Raw genomic sequence first — 17,790 nt, 5'->3', positions numbered from 1 at the left:
AGATCAGGTGTCCGGTGTCGTCGTCCTCGGCGGGCGCAACCTCGGCGGCGCCATACTCGACCGGTTCCTCGCCGACGGCTGGACGGCGGCAGGGGTCTCGCTGACCGAGGGGACCGCCCGGGAGACCCGAGCTCGGGGAGCCCGCGCCTACACCTGCGACATCCGCGACCCGACCGCCCTCGCCGCCGTTCTCGACCGCGCCCGGGTCGAACTGGTGGACCTCACCGTCGTGGTGAACGCGGTGAGCCTGGCGCGAGCCCGTCCGGCGGAGGGGTTCCACGGCGGCTCGCTGGCCGAGGCACGGGACGACGCGCTGCAGTGGTGGACCGTGCCGGTGCTCGAAGCCGGGTTCTCCTTCCTCCGCGAGGGCGCCCGGGCCCTGCAGGCCGGCGGCAACGGTGGCGTGTTGATCCAGGTCACCAATCACTCCGCCCGCCGACCGGCAGCTGGTCACGGCCTCTGGTCGGCGGCCCACGCCGGGCTGCGGGCCATGACCCACGCGGCAGCGCAGGAACTGCGGCCCCAGGGCATCCGCGCCGCCGTCCTCGTCGTCGATGCACCGCTGGACAGTCCAGCCACCGATGAAGGGCGCTGGCAGGAGCGCGTCCCCAGGCTGGAGCGCGTCGACCAGGCGGCGGTGGCCGAGGCCGTCCGGTTCCTCGCGGACCAGGACCCGCGGGCCGTCACCTACGAGCTGGTGGTCACCCCGACTGGCCGGCCGTGGCAGCCGTGAGACTGACTCCTGATCCCGTGGAGCCCGGCGACCGGCCGCGCCTCGACCACGTGGGCCTCAACGTCCGCGACCTCGAGGCGATGGTCGAGTGGTACGTCAGCGCCTTCGGTCACCGAGTGCAGTCCCGGTTCGTCCTGGGGGCGCTCGACCTGCGGATCGTGATGCTGATCGACGACGCGGGACGACGATTCGAGTTGCTGGCCCGCGGCAGCGGGTCGCCTGGCCTGCGGGCAGCCAGTCCCGTGGAGGCGGCAGCCACATGGGGCTTCGGGCACGTCGCCTTCGTCGTCCCCGACCTGCTGGCGAGCTACGGGCAACTGGTCGCCGGGGGAGAGGCCGCCGTCCTCGCGCCCGCACCGTCTCCCGAGGCCGGCTGGTGGTTCGCCTGGGTGCGGGACCCGGAGGGCAACCTGGTGGAGCTGATCGGACGGCCGCCGACCTGACAGGTCGGGTCGGTCACGACGTACAGCCGGTGAGTCGCTCGGCTCAGGCATCGGGCAGCGGCATGGATCACATCGTCGATCGTGATTTCCGGTGGAGCACTGCTCCCGCTTCGCTGTGACCCAGCTCGCGTCAACCGCGTTCGAGGTTCGGCCGCCTCGCCGTCCGCCTCGCCGTCCAGTGAAAGAGGCCCCATGTCGAAGTCCCCGCGCCGGTACGGCATCGGTGCCGTCCTGGCGCTCGTGTTCGCCATCTTGTTGTCGGCGTGCAGTTCCCCGTCGGAGGTCGCCTCCGGCTCCGGCTCCAGCAGCGCCGCCAGCAGCGCCAGCGGCGCCCCCGCGTCGGGAGCGTCCCAGCAGGCTCTGGACACTGCGTACGAGGGCGAGATCGGCACCCCGCCGAGCACGCCGACCACTCCGCCGGCCGGGGTCGACCTCTGGGTCGTCTCCTGCGGCGAGCAGGTCCCTGGCTGTGCCGTCCCGACGGCAGCGGCCCGCGAGGCCGGGGAGACGGTCGGGTGGACCGTCAACGTCTGCGACGGCCAGCTGAACCCGAACGGCTGGGGCACGTGCGTGCGTCAGGCGATCAGCGCCGGCGCGAAGGTCATCATCCCGATCGGCATCGACTGCCCGTCGGTCCAGCAGCCCTTCCAGGAGGCCAAGGACGCCGGCATCACCGTCGTCGGTGGCGGCGGAGTGGACTGCGACGCGGCCGGCGGCCAGGCGCTGTGGGCCAGCAACCGCATCGAGCTCGACGGCGTCGCCCCCCAGGACTACTACGAGTTGATGGGCCAGCTGGCCGCTGACTGGCTCATCGGCAAGACCGACGGCACGGCCCAGGTCGTCCAGCTGAACTTCACCGACGCGGTGTGGGGGAAGTGGATGGCCACGGGGTTCTCCGACGAGATCGCCACCTGTGACGGGTGCGCCATCGCCGCCACCCTCGACTACTCCAACCAGGACGTCGGCAGCGGGACCCTCCCGCAGAAGTTCTCCACCGCGCTGCTGCAGGCGCCGGACGCGAACGCGGTCTTCTTCCCGGTCGGCGGCATCGTCAACGTCGGGCTGGCGCAGGCGGTCGTCGCCTCTGGCCGGTCGGCCGACCTGCAGGTCGTCTCCGGCCTGGGTGGCGGCCCGAACCTCGACCTCATCCGCAACGACGGGGGGCTCGACGCGACCGTCGCGATCCCCGCTGAGTGGGGCGCCTGGGGCTCGGTGGACACCGCGATCCGTGCCCTCAACGGTGAGGAGCCGCAGCCCCAGGGCTCCGGTGTCCAGGTGGTCGACGCCGACCACAACATGCCGGAGACCGGACAGCCGTTCACCGGCGAGGTCGACTACCAGGCCGCGTACGAGAAGGCCTGGGGCGTCTGACCTCCCTGGCCCACCGTCCGGCTCGACCGGTGGCCGCCCCTGCGGGGGCGGCCACCGGAACGGAGGAGAACCGATGACCCCCCGAACACCCCCCACCGCCCCGCCGGGATCCGACGTGGTCCTGCGCGTCTCCGCTCTCACCAAGCGGTTCGGCGCCACGCTGGCCCTCGACGAGGCGGACCTGGCGCTCCGCCACGGCACCGTGCACGCCCTCGTCGGCGGCAACGGCTGCGGGAAGAGCACCACCATCAAGGTGCTCGCCGGCGTGCACCGCGGGGACGGGGGACGCATCGAGGTCGCCGGGCAGGCCTGGGACGTCGACTCCTACGACCCCCGCGCCGGCCGCGCCGCCGGCCTGCGCTTCGTCCACCAGGACCTGGGGCTGTTCCCCGAGCTGTCGATCGCCGAGAACTTCGCCTTCGACGCGGGCTACCCGACGGGCCCCGGTGGCCGGGTCCTGTGGCGCGGCCTGCACCGCCGCGTCGCCGAACTGCTGACGGCGTACGAGATCGACGCCGATCCCCGCACCCCGGTCGGCGCGCTCCGGCCGGCGCAGCGCACCCTGGTGGCGATCTGCCGGGCCCTGCAGGACCAGGAGGGCGACGAACAGCTGATCCTGGTGCTCGACGAGCCGACGGCCACCCTGCCCCAGCACGAGTCGGACGTGCTGCTCGAGGCCGTGCGTCGCCGCGCCGACAACGGGCAGACCGTGATGATGGTCAGCCACCGCATGCCCGAGGTGCTGTCGGTCTGTGACGACTTCACCGTGTTCCGCGACGGCCGGACGGTGGCCGCACTGGTGGGGGAGCGTCCCACCGAGCACGACCTCGTGCGCCACATGACCGGCGCGGCGCTGGCCCGGACCATCGACGCGAACGTGGTGGCCGGCGGGCTCGACGGGGACGACTCTGCGCCGGCCGACGAGCAGGCGGCGACCACCCGCGCCACTCCGGCCACTGACGCCGACGGTGAGGACGTCGTCCTGCAGGTGCGGGACCTGCACGGCGGCCCGCTCCGTGGTGTGGACCTCGAGCTGCGCCGGGGCGAGATCGTCGGTGTCGCGGGGCTGGTGGGATCGGGTCGCAGCTCCCTGCTGCGCACGGTCTTCGGTGAGCACCGACCGGCGTCCGGCAGCGTCACCGTGCGCGACCCCGCCGGCCGGTTGCACGGCAACGGCGACGTGCGGACCCGGATGGACGCAGGTGTGGCGCTGGTCCCGGAGGACCGTGCTGGGGAGGCCGCGTTCGCCGACCTGACGGTCCGGGACAACATCAGCGTCACGGTCCGGCGCCGCTACTGGCGGCCCTGGGGGATGTCGGTGGGCCGGGAGCGAGCCGACGCGAACGCGCTGGTCACCCGGCACGGTGTGCGGGCTGCCTCCGCTGACGTGCCGTTCACCTCGTTGTCGGGTGGCAACCAGCAGAAGGTCGTCCTCGCGCGGTGGCTGCAGCGCACCCCGTCGTTGCTGCTGCTCGACGAGCCGACCCAGGGCGTCGATGTGATGAGCCGCGCCGACATCTACCGCACGGTGCAGGAGGCGGCCGCCAACGGGTGCGCGGTCCTGGTGGCCTCCTCCGACCTGCTGGAGCTGTGCGCACTGTGCGACCGCGTGCTCGTCCTGCAGGACGGACGGGTCGCCGCGCACGTCGCCGGCGCCCAGCTCACCCCCGACCACCTGACCGCCCTCACCCAGAGCACGGCCGGGGCACCGGCCGCGGACCCGGCCCACCAGGGAGCATCCCGATGAGCGTCACCGACACCCCGCCCCTGCAGTCCCCGGGTCCCGGCGAGCCCGGGACGGACGACCGGACCACGCCACCTCGGGTGTCCAGATCCGGTGCCCACGGCGGTGCCAAGGGGCTGCTCGAACGACACGCCCTCCTGCTGCTGCTGGTCGCGGTGGCGGCGTTCTTCTCGCTCAACCCCGCCAGTGGCGACATCTTCTTCACCCAGCAGAACGCCAGTGTCCTGCTGGGCAACCAGGCCACCGTGGCCCTGCTGGCGCTGGCGGTGATCCTCCCCCTCGTCTGCGGCTACTTCGACTTCTCGCTCGGGGCCATCGCGGCGTCCTCCTCGGTGCTCACCGCGGGTCTGATGAGCTTCAACGACCTGCCGCTGGGGCTGGCCATGGTCGTCGGCATCGGCGTCGGCGTCCTGATCGGCGGCCTCAACGGCCTGCTCGTCACCCGCTTCGGGCTGAACTCGTTCGTCACGACGCTGGGCATGGCGACGCTGCTCGGCGGTCTCGTCCAGTGGTACACCGGCGGGCAGACCATCCTCAACGGGCTGGACCCCCGCTTGGCGCAGTTCGGGTCGAAGACACTGCTCGGCATCCCGCAGGTCGTGTACGTGGTCGCTGTCATCGCCGTGCTGCTGTGGTACCTGCTGGCCCAGACACCCTTCGGCCGCGGCCTGTACGCCATCGGCTCCAACCCCCGCTCGGCGGCGTTGGTCGGCATCCGGGTGCAACGGTCGGTCTGGACGACGTTCGTCCTCGCCGGCGCCCTCTCCGGGCTGGTCGGCGTGCTCGCCCTGGCCCGATCGGGTTCGGCGACCGCCGATCCCGGCACGGGACTGCTCTTCCCGGCGCTGGCTGCTGCGTTCCTCGGTGCCACAGCCGTCCGGCCGGGCTTCTTCAACGTGGTTGGCACGATCATCGGCGTGCTCTTCGTGTCCGTGGCCGTCAGTGGCCTGACGCTCTCTGGCGCCAGCACCTGGGCCAGCCCGGTGTTCAACGGCGCGTCACTCCTCGTCGCGGTGGCGCTGTCCCACTACCTGGGCCGCAGCCGCGGCATGCGCACCACCTGACTCGGCCTGTGCCGGCCTGGGCTCCATCCCGGCGCAGCGCCCCGTCGCCTCGCGCGGTCCCCGAACCATCGGAGACGGCCATGCCTGCGATATCAGCGATCAGCTTCCGGCCCGGCCCGTTCCGACGAATGGTGAGCGGGCACACAGCGCACAACCCCGGAGGGGATCTCATGGACCAGCCCGTTCGCCGAGTTCTCGTGGTCGGTGGTGGCACAGCAGGATCGGTGCTCACCCTCGCCCTGCGTCAGCGCGGCCTCGACGTCGTCCTCGCCGAGCGGCAGACCGAGTGGAAGGCCATCGGCCACGGCATCACCATCCAGGGCAACGCCCTCCGGGCGTTGCGTGAGGTGGGCGTCGCCGACGAGGTCGTCGCTGCAGGCGCGCCGTTCGACCGGCTACGGATGCGGACCGCGGACGGCGGGCTCATCCAGGAGATCATCTCGCCGCCGCTGGGCGGTGACGACCTCCCGCCGACGATGGGGTCGATGCGGTTCCTGCTGCAGCAGGTGCTCAGCCGGCACGTGCACGCCTCCGGTGCCGACGTCCGCCTCGGCACCGGCATCGAGGCGTTGACGGAGGAGGGCGGCGGTGTCCGAGCCACGCTCTCGAACGGCTCCGCCGAGCTGTTCGACCTGGTGGTCGGGGCCGACGGCCAGCACTCGGCGGTCCGTTCGCTGGTCGGCCTCGAGGCTCGTCGCCGGCCGGTCGGCATGGCGATCTGGCGGATGGAGGGCCCTCGCCAGTCCGGCATGGACTGCGCCGAGCTCTACTACGGCGGTCCTCGGTACAAGGCGGGTTACGCACCCATCAGCCCCGATCGGATGTACGCCTACGTCCTCGACGAGGACCGGCGGCTGGAGTCCTACGGCGACCGGCCGCTGCACGAGCTCATGGCCGAGCGGGCTGCGGGCTACGGCGGACTCTGGCCGGCCATCCGGGCGAGCATGGGGCCCGACACGACCATCGACTACCGGTCCCTGGACGCGACGCTCATCGATGGCCCGTGGTACCGCAGCCGGGTGCTGGTGATCGGCGACGCCGCCCACGCCTGCCCACCCATGCTCGCCCAGGGCGCGGCGATGGCCGCCGAGGACGCCATCGTGCTCGCCGAGCTCATCGGCGAGGGGTACGACGCCGACAAGGTGCTCGCCCTCTTCATGGAGCGGCGACAGCGGCGCGCGGCGATGGTCGTCGACAACTCCGTGCAACTGGCCCGGTGGGAGGTCGACCCCGCGATCCCCGGCGCCGACCCGGCCGGGCTGATGCGCTCCTCGATGGCCACGCTCGCCGGCCCCTACTGACCTGCACTGCCCTCTAGTACAAGGAGAACTGCCATGGCCTTCGTCTGCTCCGCCACCTGGACCGCTCAGCCCGGCAAGGAGGACGTCGTCCGCGACGCGCTCGTCGAACTCGCCCCCGCCTCCCGCAACGAGCCCGGCTGCCAGACCTACATCGTCCACCAGGACCCCGAGCAGCCCTCGGTGTTCAAGATCTTCGAGGTCTACGACGACGAGGCGGCCTTCAAGACGCACGGCACGTACCCGCACTTCGAGGAGCACGCGCTCGGCAAGGCGATCCCGGTGCTGGCCAACCGCGAGCGCGCGTTGACCACCGTCCTGGACTTCTGAGCCGTGCGCTTCGTACGCCTGGACGTCGACGGGCAGGAGCGGGTCGGCGTCCTGACACCCGAGGAGCCGGACGCGGGCAGCAGCGCCGCTGAGATCGTGGCTGCTGCCTACGGGACCGGCTCGGTGCGGCTCCTGCCGGCCGGCACGGACCTGCTCGCGGCGGCCGTGGCCCGCCAGAAGCCGGCGGAGGACGCCCCGAGCATCCCGATGACGGAGGCGCGCCTGCTGTCCCCGGTGCGGCCGGCGAGCTTCCGCGACTTCGTCTCCTTCGAGCAGCACGTGCAGGGTGCGGCGGCCATGACCGGCAACGCAGACGTCGCTCTCGCGGCGTGGTCCCAGCAGCCGACCTACCTGTACGGGAGCCCGCACTCGGTGGTCGGGCCGGAGGAGCCGGTGGCCGCGCCGCCCGGCTCCGAGGCGCTGGACTTCGAGCTCGAGGTCGGCGTGGTCATCGGCCGGGACGGGCGCGACCTGACGCCCGAGGAGGCCCGGGAGCACATCGCCGGGTACGTGATCGTCAACGACTGGTCGGCCCGCGACATCCAGGCGCACGAGATGAAGGGTGGCCTCGGGCCGGCGAAGAGCAAGGACTTCGCCACGACCGTCGGTCCGTGGCTGGTCACGCCGGACGAGCTCGAGCCTGCTCGGCGCGGGGACCGGCTGGACCTCACCATGACCGCGTACATCAACGGCGAGGTGTTCGGGCAGGACACGCTGGCGCACATGGGCTGGTCGTTCGAGCAGTTGGTCAGCTACGCCTCGCGCAGCGCCTGGGTTCGGACGGGTGACCTCATCGCCTCCGGCACCTGCCACGGCGGCTCGCTCGCCGAGGCCTGGGGCCGGGCCGGGCGGCAGGAACCCCGCCCGTTGCTGCCCGGCGACGTCATCACCTTGACGGTCGACCGGCTCGGCACGGTCGCCAACCCGGTGGTCGCAGCAGCTCCGGAGCGCAGCCCCATCCCTCGGCCCACCCCGCTGGCCGAGCTGCAGGCTGACACCGGAGTGCGGCCGTGACGGGCCGGGTCGGCGGCAAGGTCGTCGTCATCACCGGCGCCGCGCGGGGGCAGGGTGCAGCGGAGGCACGCGCGCTCGCTGCTGAGGGCGCAACCGTCGTCGCCACCGACGTGGTCGCGCCGGAGGACGTCGCATCGGCCGAGCTGGACGGGGACACGATCTTCTACCGGCAGCTGGACGTCGCTGACCCGGCCGGCTGGGCAACGCTGGCCGCCGAGCTGGGGGAGCGGTACGGGGCGGTGCACGGCCTGGTCAACAACGCCGGGCTCACCCACCGCGCCCGGCTGCTGGACGTCGAGCTCGCCGACTGGGAGCGGATGTTCCGGGTCAACACCACTGGCCCGCTGTTGGGCATCCAGGCGCTGGTGCCGCTGATGCCGCCGGGTTCGTCGATCGTCACCATCGGCAGCGCCGCTGCGGTCACCCCGCACTACACGGTGGCCTACACCGCTTCGAAGTGGGCCGTGCGCGGACTGGCGAAGGTGGCCAGCCTGGAGCTGGGGCCGCTGGGCATCCGGTCCAACCTCGTCCATCCCGGCTTCATCGACACCCCGATGGTCGCCAACGCCCCCGCCACGTTCCGTCAGGCGAGCCTGGAGGTGAACCCGCTCGGGATCCTCGGCGACCCGGACGACGTGGCGCACCTGGTCGTCTACCTGATCAGCGACGAGTCGCGGTACGTGTCCGGTGCCGAGATCGCCGTGGACGGTGGCCAGACCAACCAGGCCGGCGTCAAGTTCCTGTCCGATGCCGTGCGCGGGGCCGCGCCGGCCGCTCCCGCTCCGGAGGCCTGACGTGGGCACCTTGACCAGTACCTCCCCGACGACCGGCGAGGTGCTCGCGACGTGGCCCACCTTCACCGCCGAGCAGGTCGACGCGGCGGTCCGCGCTGCGCACGCGGCAGCCATCTCCTGGCGCACGACTGACTGGGCACAGCGGACGGCGCTGCTGGAGGCGGTCGCGGACGAGCTGACCGCGCGTCGGCGGGAGCTGGCCGCGCTGATGACCGACGAGATGGGCAAGCCGGTCGCCGAGGCGCTGGCGGAGATCGACAAGTGCGCATGGACAACCCGCTTCTACGCGGAGAAGGCGCCGGAGTTCCTCGCCGACCGCGTCGTGGAGACCCCTGCCGCTCGCAGCTGGGTCTCGCACGAGCCGGTGGGTGTCGTCCTGGCGGTGATGCCGTGGAACTTCCCGTTCTGGCAGGTGGTCCGCTTCGCGGCACCAGCGCTGGCCGCAGGCAACGCCGCGCTGCTCAAGCACGCCCCGTCGGTGACCGGCTGTGCCCTGGCGGCGGAGGAGGTCTTCCGTGCCGCTGCCGCTGCGGTCGGTGCGCCTGAGGCGCTCTTCACCACCCTGCTCGTCGACGAGACCGAGGTCGCCGAGGCGACCGCTCGGATCATCGAGCACCCGCTGGTCGCCGCCGTGACGCTCACCGGCAGCGAACGGGCCGGCGCGGCCGTAGCCGCGGTGGCCGCCCGGGCCATCAAGAAGTCGGTGCTCGAGCTGGGTGGCTCCGACCCGTTCGTCGTCCTCGACGACGCCGACGTAGCGCTCGCGGCACGGATGGCCGTGCGATCGCGGTTCCTCAACAGCGGCCAGAGCTGCCTGGCCGCCAAGCGGTTCATCGTGGCCGACAGCATCGCCGACGAGTTCACGCACCGCTTCGGCGCAGCCGTCGCCGAGCTCACCGTCGGCGATCCGCACGACCCGTCGACGCAGGTAGGTCCGCTGGCCCGCGTCGAGCAGGTGACCGCGATCGAGCGGCAGGTCGACGAGTCGGTGGCGGCCGGCGCCACGGTGGTGACCGGCGGTAAGCGGCTCGAGGAAGGCGGCGCCTTCTTTGCGCCCACGGTGCTGGCCGACGTGACCTCGGAGATGGCGGTCTTCCGAGAGGAGACCTTCGGTCCGGTGGCCGCGGTCATCCGGGCGGTCGACGATGACCATGCCGCCCGGCTCGCGGACGACAGCCCGTTCGGTCTCGGCGCGAGCGTCTGGTCGCGCGACGTCGACCGCGCGCTGGCCGTCGGCCGGCGGATCACCTCCGGCGCCTTGTTCGTCAACGCGGTCGTCGCCTCCGACGCCCGGCTGCCCTTCGGCGGCACCCGCCGCAGCGGCTACGGCCGGGAACTGTCGGAAGAGGGCATCCGAGAGTTCACCAACGTCCGCAGCGTGTGGATCGGCGCCGAGGCGTCCGCCCCCGAGGAGCCGGTGGAATGAGCGACAACCCCCTCGTCGGCTGGTCGGTCGACCCGGCCGACATCACGCTGACCGGCACGGGGCTGCGTCGTCCCGAGTGTGTGCTTGCCCAGCCGTCGGGTGACCTCTGGGTCGCCGACCTCGGCGGCGGCATCGTGCACATCCGCCCGGACGGCAGTCAGGACATCGTCCGCCCGCGGAACGGCGGCGGCCCCTTCGCCCCGGAGGTGGGCGCGAACATCGACGGCAACCAGGGCTTCTCGATGCCCAACGGGATGTGTTTCGACGCCCACGGGGACTTCGTCATCGGGAACTTCGGTACGAACGTCATCGAGCACCTCACCCGCGACGGGCACTGGTCTCTCGTCGCGGGATCCGTAATGTGGCCCGACAGTGAGGTCCGTCCGATCGGCAAGGCCAACTTCCCGGCTCTGGACGCCTCGGGTCGGCTGTGGTTCTCGGTCACCGCGTCAGCTGAAGCCTGGCGCAACCGGGGGCAGAACGTGGAGTCCGACGGCTACATCGCCGTCATCGACGACTTCGTGCCCGGCGAACAGTCCGTCGGCCGGGTCGTGGCGACAGACCTCGCGGGCACGAACGAGCTGCGGTTCAGCGCCGACGGACGACAGCTCTACGCCGCTGAGACCGGCGGTGACCACATGACCCGGTTCCAGGTCCACGACGACGGCACGCTCACCGGCCGCGAGGTCTACGGCCCGGAGCGGCTGTACGGCGCGCCCGACGGCTTCGCCTTCGACGCGCACGGCAACCTGTGGACCACCCTGATAGGCCAGGACAAGCTCGTCGCCATCACCCCCGAGGGCGACGTCCTGACCATCTGGGAGGACGGCGACCGGGCCGTCAAGGACGCCGCCGTACCTGCGGGGAGCAGCGGCGCCGGCACACCGCTCGACGCCAAGCCGGGCGATGGCCTGGCTCCGCGCATGGCCAGCATCACCTTCGGCGGCGCCGATCTGCGCACCGTCTACATCGGCTCGCTCGGCGGCGATTCGCTGCCCACCTTCCGCTCTCCCGTCCCCGGTGCGCCGCTGCCGCACTGGTCGGCGTCCTTCTGAGGAGATCCCCCGTGTTCGAGTACTTTCCAGGCAACTACGTGTGGAACCTGGCCGTCGTGGCCACGCTGGGCAACGGTGGCGAGCTCGCCGAGGTCGATGAGGCATGCCGTCCCATCCGCGAGGCCGCCGCACAGGGGGCCGACGCCGGGACACAGGAGTTCTTCGCCTCGTGGTCCGCGGTGGCCGACCGGCTGATCGGGCTGGCCGAGCGGGACGAGGCGGCCGGCCGCAGCTTCTCCGCGGGCGAGAAGTACCGGCGGGCAGCCCTCTACCTGATCAACGCCGACCGCATGCAGAGCGTGCACGCCCCGGACCGGCGTGCCCACTACGAGCGGGCGATCGCCCTGCAGCACAAGGCGATGCGGCTGGCGCGCGACCCGGTGGAGGTCATCGAGATCCCGTACGCCGGGGCATCCCTGCCGGCCTACCTGTACAAGGCGGCTGGGACGGACGGCGCCCCGGCTCCCTGCCTCGTCGTGTGGAACGGCTTCGACAGCTTCAAGGAGCAGCTGCTCGGTGCCGGCCTCGCCCAGCAGCTGGCCCGGCGCGGCGTCTCCACCCTGTTCGTCGACCAGCCGGGAACCGGGGGAGCGCTGCGGCTGCACGGTCTGCACGCCGTCCCCGAGACCGAGGCGTACGGCACCGCCTGCTACGAGTACCTGGCCGGACGGGACGACGTCGACCCCGACCGGATCGGCGTCCTCGGGGTCTCGCTCGGCGGCTACTACGCCCCGCGCGCCGCCGCGTTCGAGGAGCGCTTCGCGCTGGTCGTGTCCTGGGGCGCCAACCACAACTGGGGCGAGGTGCAACGGCGCCGGCTGCAGCGAGAGGGCGAGAACCCGGTACCGCACTACTGGGAGCACGCCCTGTGGGTGTGGGGTCAGACCTCGATGGAGGACTTCGAGAAGTTGTGGGACCGGATCAACCTCGACGGCGTCGTCGAGCGGCTCCGGGTGCCTTACCTGGTCGTGCACGGCGGCTCCGATCGGCAGATCCCCGTCGAGTACGCGCACCGCAGCTACGAGCAGGCGACCAGCAGCCCCAAGCGGGAGCTGAAGGTGTACACCGCTGACGAGGGCGGCGTCGAACACTGCAACCTCGACGACCCCGCCAACCCGACCAGCTTCATCGCCGACTGGGTCGCCGAGACGTTCGGTCAGTCCGTCGGCTGACCTGTCGCGCCTGCTCGACCCGGCGCCCGCTACGCGGGGCAGACTCCCGGTGCGCGTAGACGACCAGCCCGGCGGGCACGCCGCCGCTCAGCTCAGGCGGTCACCGGGAGCACGAGGGTGGAGGCGCCCCCGGCGAGGGTGATCGTCCGGCGTGAGCGGGCGGTGGCGCTGGAGGTCGCCGGGTCCTCGCCGGTGCCGAGATTGCGCTCGAACCGCGGGTGCGAGCCGCCGGCGACCAGCAGCCTGATCCGGCTGCCGGCCGGGAAGCGGTGGGCGATCGCGTCGAGTGGCAGTCGGACGACGCCCGCCGGTGCGGCCGGGTCCAGCCGGACGAAGCCGTCGGACACGTTCCGTGAGTCGCCCTCGGCGTCGACCTCGCTGATCCGGACGAACAGGTCGGCATGCGGGTTGTCGGACGTGTGCGCCAGTTCCACCACCGGCACGCCCAGCACCTCGAGCGGCGCGGTGAGCACCGGTCCGGTGAAGGCCAGCACGTCGCCCCGCTCGGCGAGCGTGCGGTCGTCGCGGCGGCCGGCCATGCCCTGGGACAACAGGCGCCCGCCGACCGTGGGTGTGGGATCTACCGGGTCGTAGGTGAAGCCCACCGTGCCGGTGTCGTCGGCCGGCACCTCGGCACCCAGCCTGTTCCCCGGCTGCAGGTACAGCGTCTGCCCAGTCGTGGCCGGTGGCCAGCCGGGCAGGTCCCGCCACTCGTCGGCTCCGGTCACGTAGACGCGCACCCGTGACGGCCGGGTCCGGGTACCGGTCTCGGCGAGGTGTTCGCCCAGGAAGGCCAGGGCCTCCCGCCCGACCAATCCCGCCGCCTTGGTCACCAAGTCCACGTGTACCCAGGGCCCGACGGTGAGCGAGACGTCCTGCCCCCGCTCGTGGAGTCGGGCGTACTGCTCGAGGGTCTGGTCGAGGAAGAGGTCCTGCCAGCCGCCGACCAGGTGGACGGGGACAGTGACCCGGTCCAGGGCGGCGGTCATGTCGTGGGCCCTCCAGAAGGGCTCGGTCAGGTCTCGGCGGGACACCCAGTCGCCGTACCACGGGGCGCCGCTGCCGAGGTGCCGCTCGCCCGCCTCGCGCAGCGGGAGGGCGTACAGGACCGGGCCGAGGCGCTTCTCCGCGCGGGCCATGTTCACCAGCGACCGTGCGGGGCCGTACTTCTCCTGGTCGGCGACCATGTCGCTCCAGCCGAGGAAGTCGTTCAGCGTGAAGGCCCCGGTCCCGTGGGCGACGCGGGTGAAGTCGTGGGGGCCGACGATGACGATCGCGCCCACCAGCTCCGGCGGGGGGTCCGTGAGCATCGCCCACTGGGTGAAGCCGAGGTAGGAGAGCCCGACGGTCACCAGGCGCCCGCCGAACCAGGACTGCTCGCGCAGCCAGGCAAGGGTGTCCACTCCGTCGTCGACCTCGTCCACCATCGGGCGGAAGGTGCCCCCGGAGCCGAAGGTGCCCCGGCTGCTGGTGAACAGCACGTGGTAGCCGTGCTGGGCGTAGAGGCGGGCGTAGTTGACCGCGTACAGGCCGGACCGACCGTAGGGTCCGCGTACCAGCAGCGTGCCCAACGCCTTGGACGTCGGCGCGTAGTGGTCGCCGAGCAGCTCCACGCCGTCCCGCATGGGCACCCGGACACCTCGGGTGACGGTGTAGTCCGACGTGGCTCGCGGCAGCTTGAAGAGCCGGTTCAGCGCTGCGTCGAACGTCTTTCCACGGCGGGTGCGTGGACGGGCGGTCGAGGGGTGTGGCGTCGTGGTCACTGCTGAGCTCCTCGGGTGGGGAGCGGGTCAGTGGGCGGGGGGACATCCGCGTGTCCGTCGTCCGGGACGGAGTGGAAGGCCATGACAGGCTCGCCGGTGACCAGACCGGGAGCCACCCGCAGGAACTCCTGGGTGTGATCGTGGTCCATGTGCTCGTCGAGCGCGGCCTGGTCGGCCCAGACCTCGATGCCGATGATGCGGTCGTCGTCCTCGACGTCGGCGGAGAAGGAGTAGGACAGGCAGCCGCGGTCGCCGCGGGTGGCGGCGGCGACGGCGCGGGTTGCCGCGACGAGCTCGTCGCGGCGGCCGGGGGCGGCGGTGGCGCTGGACAGGATGACGAGCACGGTTCAGTCCTCCATCAGGGCGAGCTGCTTGTTGATCTCGCGGGGGTTGGAGTCGCCCACGACCTTCTGCATGAACGGCGTGCGGTCCAGGACGAAGTCACGGACCGGCCGCAGCGGTGCGGGGGCATGGTGGAAGACCTTGCCGAGGACGTAGGCCGTCTGGACCTGCTTGGCGGTGTGCGGCTTGCGCGGGTCCTCGTAGGTCTGCAGCGCCCGGGAGACTGCGAGGGGGTCGGTGAGGTCGACGCCGCGCAGCGCCCGGCCGAGGAAGTAGCCGTCCTCGATGGACATGCCGGCGCCGTAGGCGGCGTAGGGGGAGGTGGGGTGGGCTGCGTCGCCGACGAGCGTGGCCCGGCCCTTCGACCACTGCGTGAGGGCGGGCCGGTCGCGCAGCACCCAGCGCTGCACGCTCTGCGGGTCGGTGGCCGCGACCAGCCCGGGCAGCGGGGCGGGGAACTCCGCGGCCAGCGCGGTGGCCGCGGCCTTGAGGTCGGCCGGTGCCGGGGCATCGGGGTCGGTGGCGGTGAGCACCCACCACTGATGCCCGCTGCGGCCCTTGTTGCGGATCGACGTCCAGCTGCCCTGGGTCGTCCGGCTGTGCCCGACGATGCACTTGTCGGGCTCGGTGCCCGGGACGTCGGCGAAGGTGAACCCGCCGAAGATGTGCAGCCGGTGCTCCCGCTTGGGCGCATCGCCCCACAGCGTGCGGCGGACGAGGGAGTCGATGCCGTCGGCGCCGACCAGCACGTCGTGCTCGGCGGTGCTGCCGTCGGCGAAGTGCAGGGTGACCGCACGGTCGTCCTGCTCGATGCGCGCCACCTGCTGGCCGAACCGGATCACCCCGGCGGGGAGGGCGGCCAGCATCCGCTCGTAGAGCTCGGGCCGCAGCAGGCCGATGAAGCCGCCGCCGAACTCGCGCTTCACGTCCTCGTCGAGCTTGACCTGTGCCCGGACCTTGCCGCGCAGGTTCCGGAACTCGGAGTCGGTGGGGGCGCCGAGGTCGACGGTGTCGACCCCGAGGGAGCGCAGCGCCTTCAGCGGCGGCGGCCAGAGGTTGAGGATGTTGCCGGCCGGCCGGGCCTCGCGGTAGCGCTCGTAGACGACGACGTCATGACCGGCCTTGATGGCGCCGAGAGCGGCGGCCATGCCCGCCGGACCGGCGCCCAGGACGGCGACCCGGCCACGGGGAGCTGGGGAGGGTGGAACAGTCACGGCACACCTCGTTGTGCGGAGGAACAGTAGCGAACGCTACCGTTGCATCAGAACAGTAGTGCGCGTCACAATTCTGTCAAGGCCATGACGGCGGGGAGGATGCACCCATGGACAACGCCCCCCTCAGCGATCTCGCGGTCCGGCCGCCGCTGCAGCGGCGGAGCCGGGAGACCTGGGCGCGGGTGCTGGACGCCGGCGTTGCGGTGTTGGAGGACGGCGGGTACGACGGCTTCACCATCGCGGCCGTCAGTGAGCGTGCGCAGGTCGCGCCGACGGCCCTCTACGCCCGCACGACGAGCAAGGACGCGCTCTTCCTGGCCGTCTACGAGCACGGGATCGCGCGGTTGCAGGCCGATCAGGCGGTCTTCGCCGACGAGGAGCGCTGGGCCGGGCTGGCGCCCGCCGATCTGGTCCGGGCCGCGGTGGCCGAGATGGTCGGCATCTCGCTGCGGCACCAGCGGTTCCTGCGTGCGGTCGTGCTGGTCTCGGCTGCGCACGCGGAGGTCCGCTGCCGCGGCTCGCGCTACAGCGCAGAGCTGGGGGAGGGATTTTCTCGGGTGGTGTTGCGGGCGCGGGGGGCCATCCGGCACGACGACGCGGAGGCCGCTGTCCGCTCCTGCTTTGGGACGGTGTTCGCGAGCTCCATCATCCGCGTCGCCTACGGACCGGGTTTCGCGACGTCCGTTCCGGTCGGCGACGACGCCTTCACCGCCGACTTGGGCGAGATGGCGGTGCGATACCTGCTGGCCGACGTCAGCGTCTGATCCAGGATGTTGCTCTCCTCGGCGAGGACGTCGAGCAGACGCCGGGGCCCGAGACCGGGCTGCCGGTGGGGGTGTGACCGCGTCCTGCGAGCCGGAGGAGATCATCCACACACGGTTGAAGGCCGCGTCAGGCGGCTCGGAACCAAGACCGCGTACAGCAACCGGTACAGCAACGCGGTCCGATCGGCGAGGTACCGGTGCGGACGGGCGCGAACGGGACGAACGCTTGACCTGCAAGAACGAGACGGCGGCGGACTCGGGCGGACCCCGGGCAGGTGGCTGGGGGTCAAGGGGTCGCAGGTTCGAATCCTGTCAGCCCGACAGAAGAAGTGGCAGGTCAGAGGCCGTTCCCGGGAAACCGGGGCCTGGTGCATCCGCCCTCCGAGGGCGCGCCGCAACTACCGTGACGTCACGGTAGAGTAGGACATTCGGAAGGCCTCGCTGGGCTGCCGGGCAGCAACCGTCCTGCGGGCCGCACTGCGGAGGCGCCGGTATGAGTGAGGGCCCACCCAGGCACTTGACCAGGTGTCAGGCCGAGATCTTGGCGCGCCTCTTCCTGCACCCGGCCCAAGCATTCGCTCTCGTAGAACTGGCCGTGGACGTGGGGATGCCGACGTGGGCTGTCGACCTGGAAGTACGGCCACTGGTGGCGGGTGGCTTGGTGACCCAGCGCCTGCACCATTCGGCTGATGTCTACCAGGCGGACACGACACACAGTTGTGCACGAGCGCTTCCCGAGTTCCTCGCGGCCAGGTCTGGACCAGTTCCGGTCGTCGGGGAAGAGTTCTCAGCACTCGCGGCAACCCAGTGCGTGCTGATCTTCGGCGAATGGGCAGACGGCCTCGCCGGTCACGAGACGCCTCCGGCCAGAGACGTCGACGTCCTGGTGGTGGGGTCGCCGCCTGGTGTCGCGGTTGCCGAGGCTGCGGAGCGCGCTGAGCAGCGACTCGACCTCCCGGTCAACCCTGTCGTGCGCACCTCCGAGCAGTGGGCGCTCGCCGTGGAACCCCTGGTGGCACAGGTTCAGCGGTCCAGCTACGTGACCGTTTGCGGCTTGGCTTGTCGTCCGCTCTGATCACGGACTAGGACGGGCGCCGCCCCCACCGAATGGCCGATCAGACAGCGTCAGCCCGCCTGTGTGTATCCAACTACGACGTTGGTGACCTTGAATCCCTGCTCACCGCCTGCGCAGCGACGTCGACCTGGACCTGCCGGAGGACGGCCAGACAGCTCGCCGGCCCGGTGAGAACGCTGGCGACGGTT

At 71.9% G+C, this 17,790-nt stretch carries 17 protein-coding genes; 14 read left to right on the top strand and 3 right to left on the bottom strand.

Going from position 1 to position 17,790, the window contains the following annotated elements; genetic code table 11:
- Positions 1 to 7: 7 nt before the first annotated feature.
- The 12 genes from FHL79_RS03390 to FHL79_RS03335 all read left to right on the top strand — a co-directional run bounded on the left by FHL79_RS03390 (position 8) and on the right by FHL79_RS03335 (position 12,444).
- Positions 8 to 733: an SDR family oxidoreductase gene (locus FHL79_RS03390; RefSeq protein ID WP_171057986.1), complete on the top strand. Its 726-nt coding sequence runs from the start codon at positions 8 to 10 to the stop codon at positions 731 to 733.
- Positions 734 to 750: 17 nt separating this feature from the next.
- Complete coding sequence (locus tag FHL79_RS03385) at positions 751 to 1,176, top strand: VOC family protein (RefSeq protein WP_218938306.1); 426 nt, start codon at positions 751 to 753, stop codon at positions 1,174 to 1,176.
- A 192-nt stretch (positions 1,177 to 1,368) separates the two neighbouring features.
- Positions 1,369 to 2,547: a sugar ABC transporter substrate-binding protein gene (locus FHL79_RS03380; RefSeq protein ID WP_138757217.1), complete on the top strand. Its 1,179-nt coding sequence runs from the start codon at positions 1,369 to 1,371 to the stop codon at positions 2,545 to 2,547.
- A gap of 73 nt (positions 2,548 to 2,620) precedes the next feature.
- Positions 2,621 to 4,294: a sugar ABC transporter ATP-binding protein gene (locus FHL79_RS03375; RefSeq protein ID WP_138757216.1), complete on the top strand. Its 1,674-nt coding sequence runs from the start codon at positions 2,621 to 2,623 to the stop codon at positions 4,292 to 4,294.
- A 77-nt stretch (positions 4,295 to 4,371) separates the two neighbouring features.
- Positions 4,372 to 5,355 carry an ABC transporter permease gene (locus tag FHL79_RS03370; protein ID WP_171057985.1) on the top strand — a complete coding sequence of 328 codons (984 nt, stop codon included), beginning with the start codon at positions 4,372 to 4,374 and terminating at the stop codon, positions 5,353 to 5,355.
- An 80-nt stretch (positions 5,356 to 5,435) separates the two neighbouring features.
- Positions 5,436 to 6,656 (top strand): FAD-dependent monooxygenase, encoded by a 1,221-nt coding sequence (locus tag FHL79_RS03365; RefSeq protein WP_342777090.1) that lies wholly within the window; start codon positions 5,436 to 5,438, stop codon positions 6,654 to 6,656.
- Between the two features lie 33 nt (positions 6,657 to 6,689).
- Positions 6,690 to 6,983: a putative quinol monooxygenase gene (locus tag FHL79_RS03360; protein ID WP_138757213.1), complete on the top strand. Its 294-nt coding sequence runs from the start codon at positions 6,690 to 6,692 to the stop codon at positions 6,981 to 6,983.
- Between the two features lie 3 nt (positions 6,984 to 6,986).
- A complete protein-coding gene (locus FHL79_RS03355) occupies positions 6,987 to 7,997 on the top strand; it encodes a fumarylacetoacetate hydrolase family protein (protein ID WP_218938305.1) in 1,011 nt (336 codons plus the stop codon).
- Complete coding sequence (locus FHL79_RS03350; protein ID WP_138757212.1) at positions 7,994 to 8,791, top strand: SDR family NAD(P)-dependent oxidoreductase; 798 nt, start codon at positions 7,994 to 7,996, stop codon at positions 8,789 to 8,791. The genes FHL79_RS03355 and FHL79_RS03350 overlap by 4 nt, the downstream gene beginning before the upstream one ends.
- Before the next feature lies 1 nt (position 8,792).
- Positions 8,793 to 10,217, top strand: a complete 1,425-nt coding sequence (locus FHL79_RS03345) for an aldehyde dehydrogenase family protein (RefSeq protein WP_246080300.1) — start codon at positions 8,793 to 8,795, stop codon at positions 10,215 to 10,217.
- The gene (locus FHL79_RS03340) at positions 10,214 to 11,272 is read left to right on the top strand and encodes an SMP-30/gluconolactonase/LRE family protein (RefSeq protein ID WP_138757210.1); all 1,059 of its coding nucleotides are present in this window, start codon (positions 10,214 to 10,216) and stop codon (positions 11,270 to 11,272) included. The genes FHL79_RS03345 and FHL79_RS03340 overlap by 4 nt, the downstream gene beginning before the upstream one ends.
- Positions 11,273 to 11,283: 11 nt before the next feature.
- Complete coding sequence (locus FHL79_RS03335) at positions 11,284 to 12,444, top strand: alpha/beta hydrolase family protein (protein ID WP_138757209.1); 1,161 nt, start codon at positions 11,284 to 11,286, stop codon at positions 12,442 to 12,444.
- 92 nt (positions 12,445 to 12,536) lie between these two features.
- Here the strand turns inward: FHL79_RS03335 and FHL79_RS03330 are convergent, their stop codons facing one another.
- The 3 genes from FHL79_RS03330 to FHL79_RS03320 are packed head-to-tail and all read right to left on the bottom strand — an operon-like array spanning position 12,537 to position 15,763.
- Entirely contained in the window at positions 12,537 to 14,207 is a 1,671-nt protein-coding gene (locus FHL79_RS03330) for a CocE/NonD family hydrolase (protein WP_138757208.1), read from the bottom strand.
- Positions 14,204 to 14,551, bottom strand: coding sequence for a putative quinol monooxygenase (locus tag FHL79_RS03325; protein ID WP_138757207.1), 348 nt, complete (start codon positions 14,549 to 14,551; stop codon positions 14,204 to 14,206). Before FHL79_RS03325 ends, FHL79_RS03330 begins: the two co-directional genes overlap by 4 nt.
- A 3-nt stretch (positions 14,552 to 14,554) precedes the next feature.
- The gene (locus FHL79_RS03320) at positions 14,555 to 15,763 is read right to left on the bottom strand and encodes an FAD-dependent oxidoreductase (RefSeq protein ID WP_138757206.1); all 1,209 of its coding nucleotides are present in this window, start codon (positions 15,761 to 15,763) and stop codon (positions 14,555 to 14,557) included.
- A 107-nt stretch (positions 15,764 to 15,870) separates the two neighbouring features.
- Here FHL79_RS03320 and FHL79_RS03315 point away from each other — a divergent pair, with 107 nt between their 5' ends.
- Together FHL79_RS03315 and FHL79_RS03310 are read left to right on the top strand one after the other, a co-directional pair.
- Entirely contained in the window at positions 15,871 to 16,527 is a 657-nt protein-coding gene (locus FHL79_RS03315) for a TetR/AcrR family transcriptional regulator (protein ID WP_138757205.1), read from the top strand.
- Positions 16,528 to 17,188: 661 nt separating this feature from the next.
- Entirely contained in the window at positions 17,189 to 17,602 is a 414-nt protein-coding gene (locus FHL79_RS03310) for a hypothetical protein (protein ID WP_138757204.1), read from the top strand.
- The last annotated feature ends 188 nt before the right edge of the window (positions 17,603 to 17,790 follow it).

Source organism: Modestobacter altitudinis, assembly GCF_005930475.1.
Classification (GTDB): Bacteria; Actinomycetota; Actinomycetes; order Mycobacteriales; family Geodermatophilaceae; genus Modestobacter; species Modestobacter altitudinis.
The sequence above is the reverse complement of the archived record's forward strand: the minus strand, read 5'-3'. Positions and strand labels throughout refer to the sequence as shown.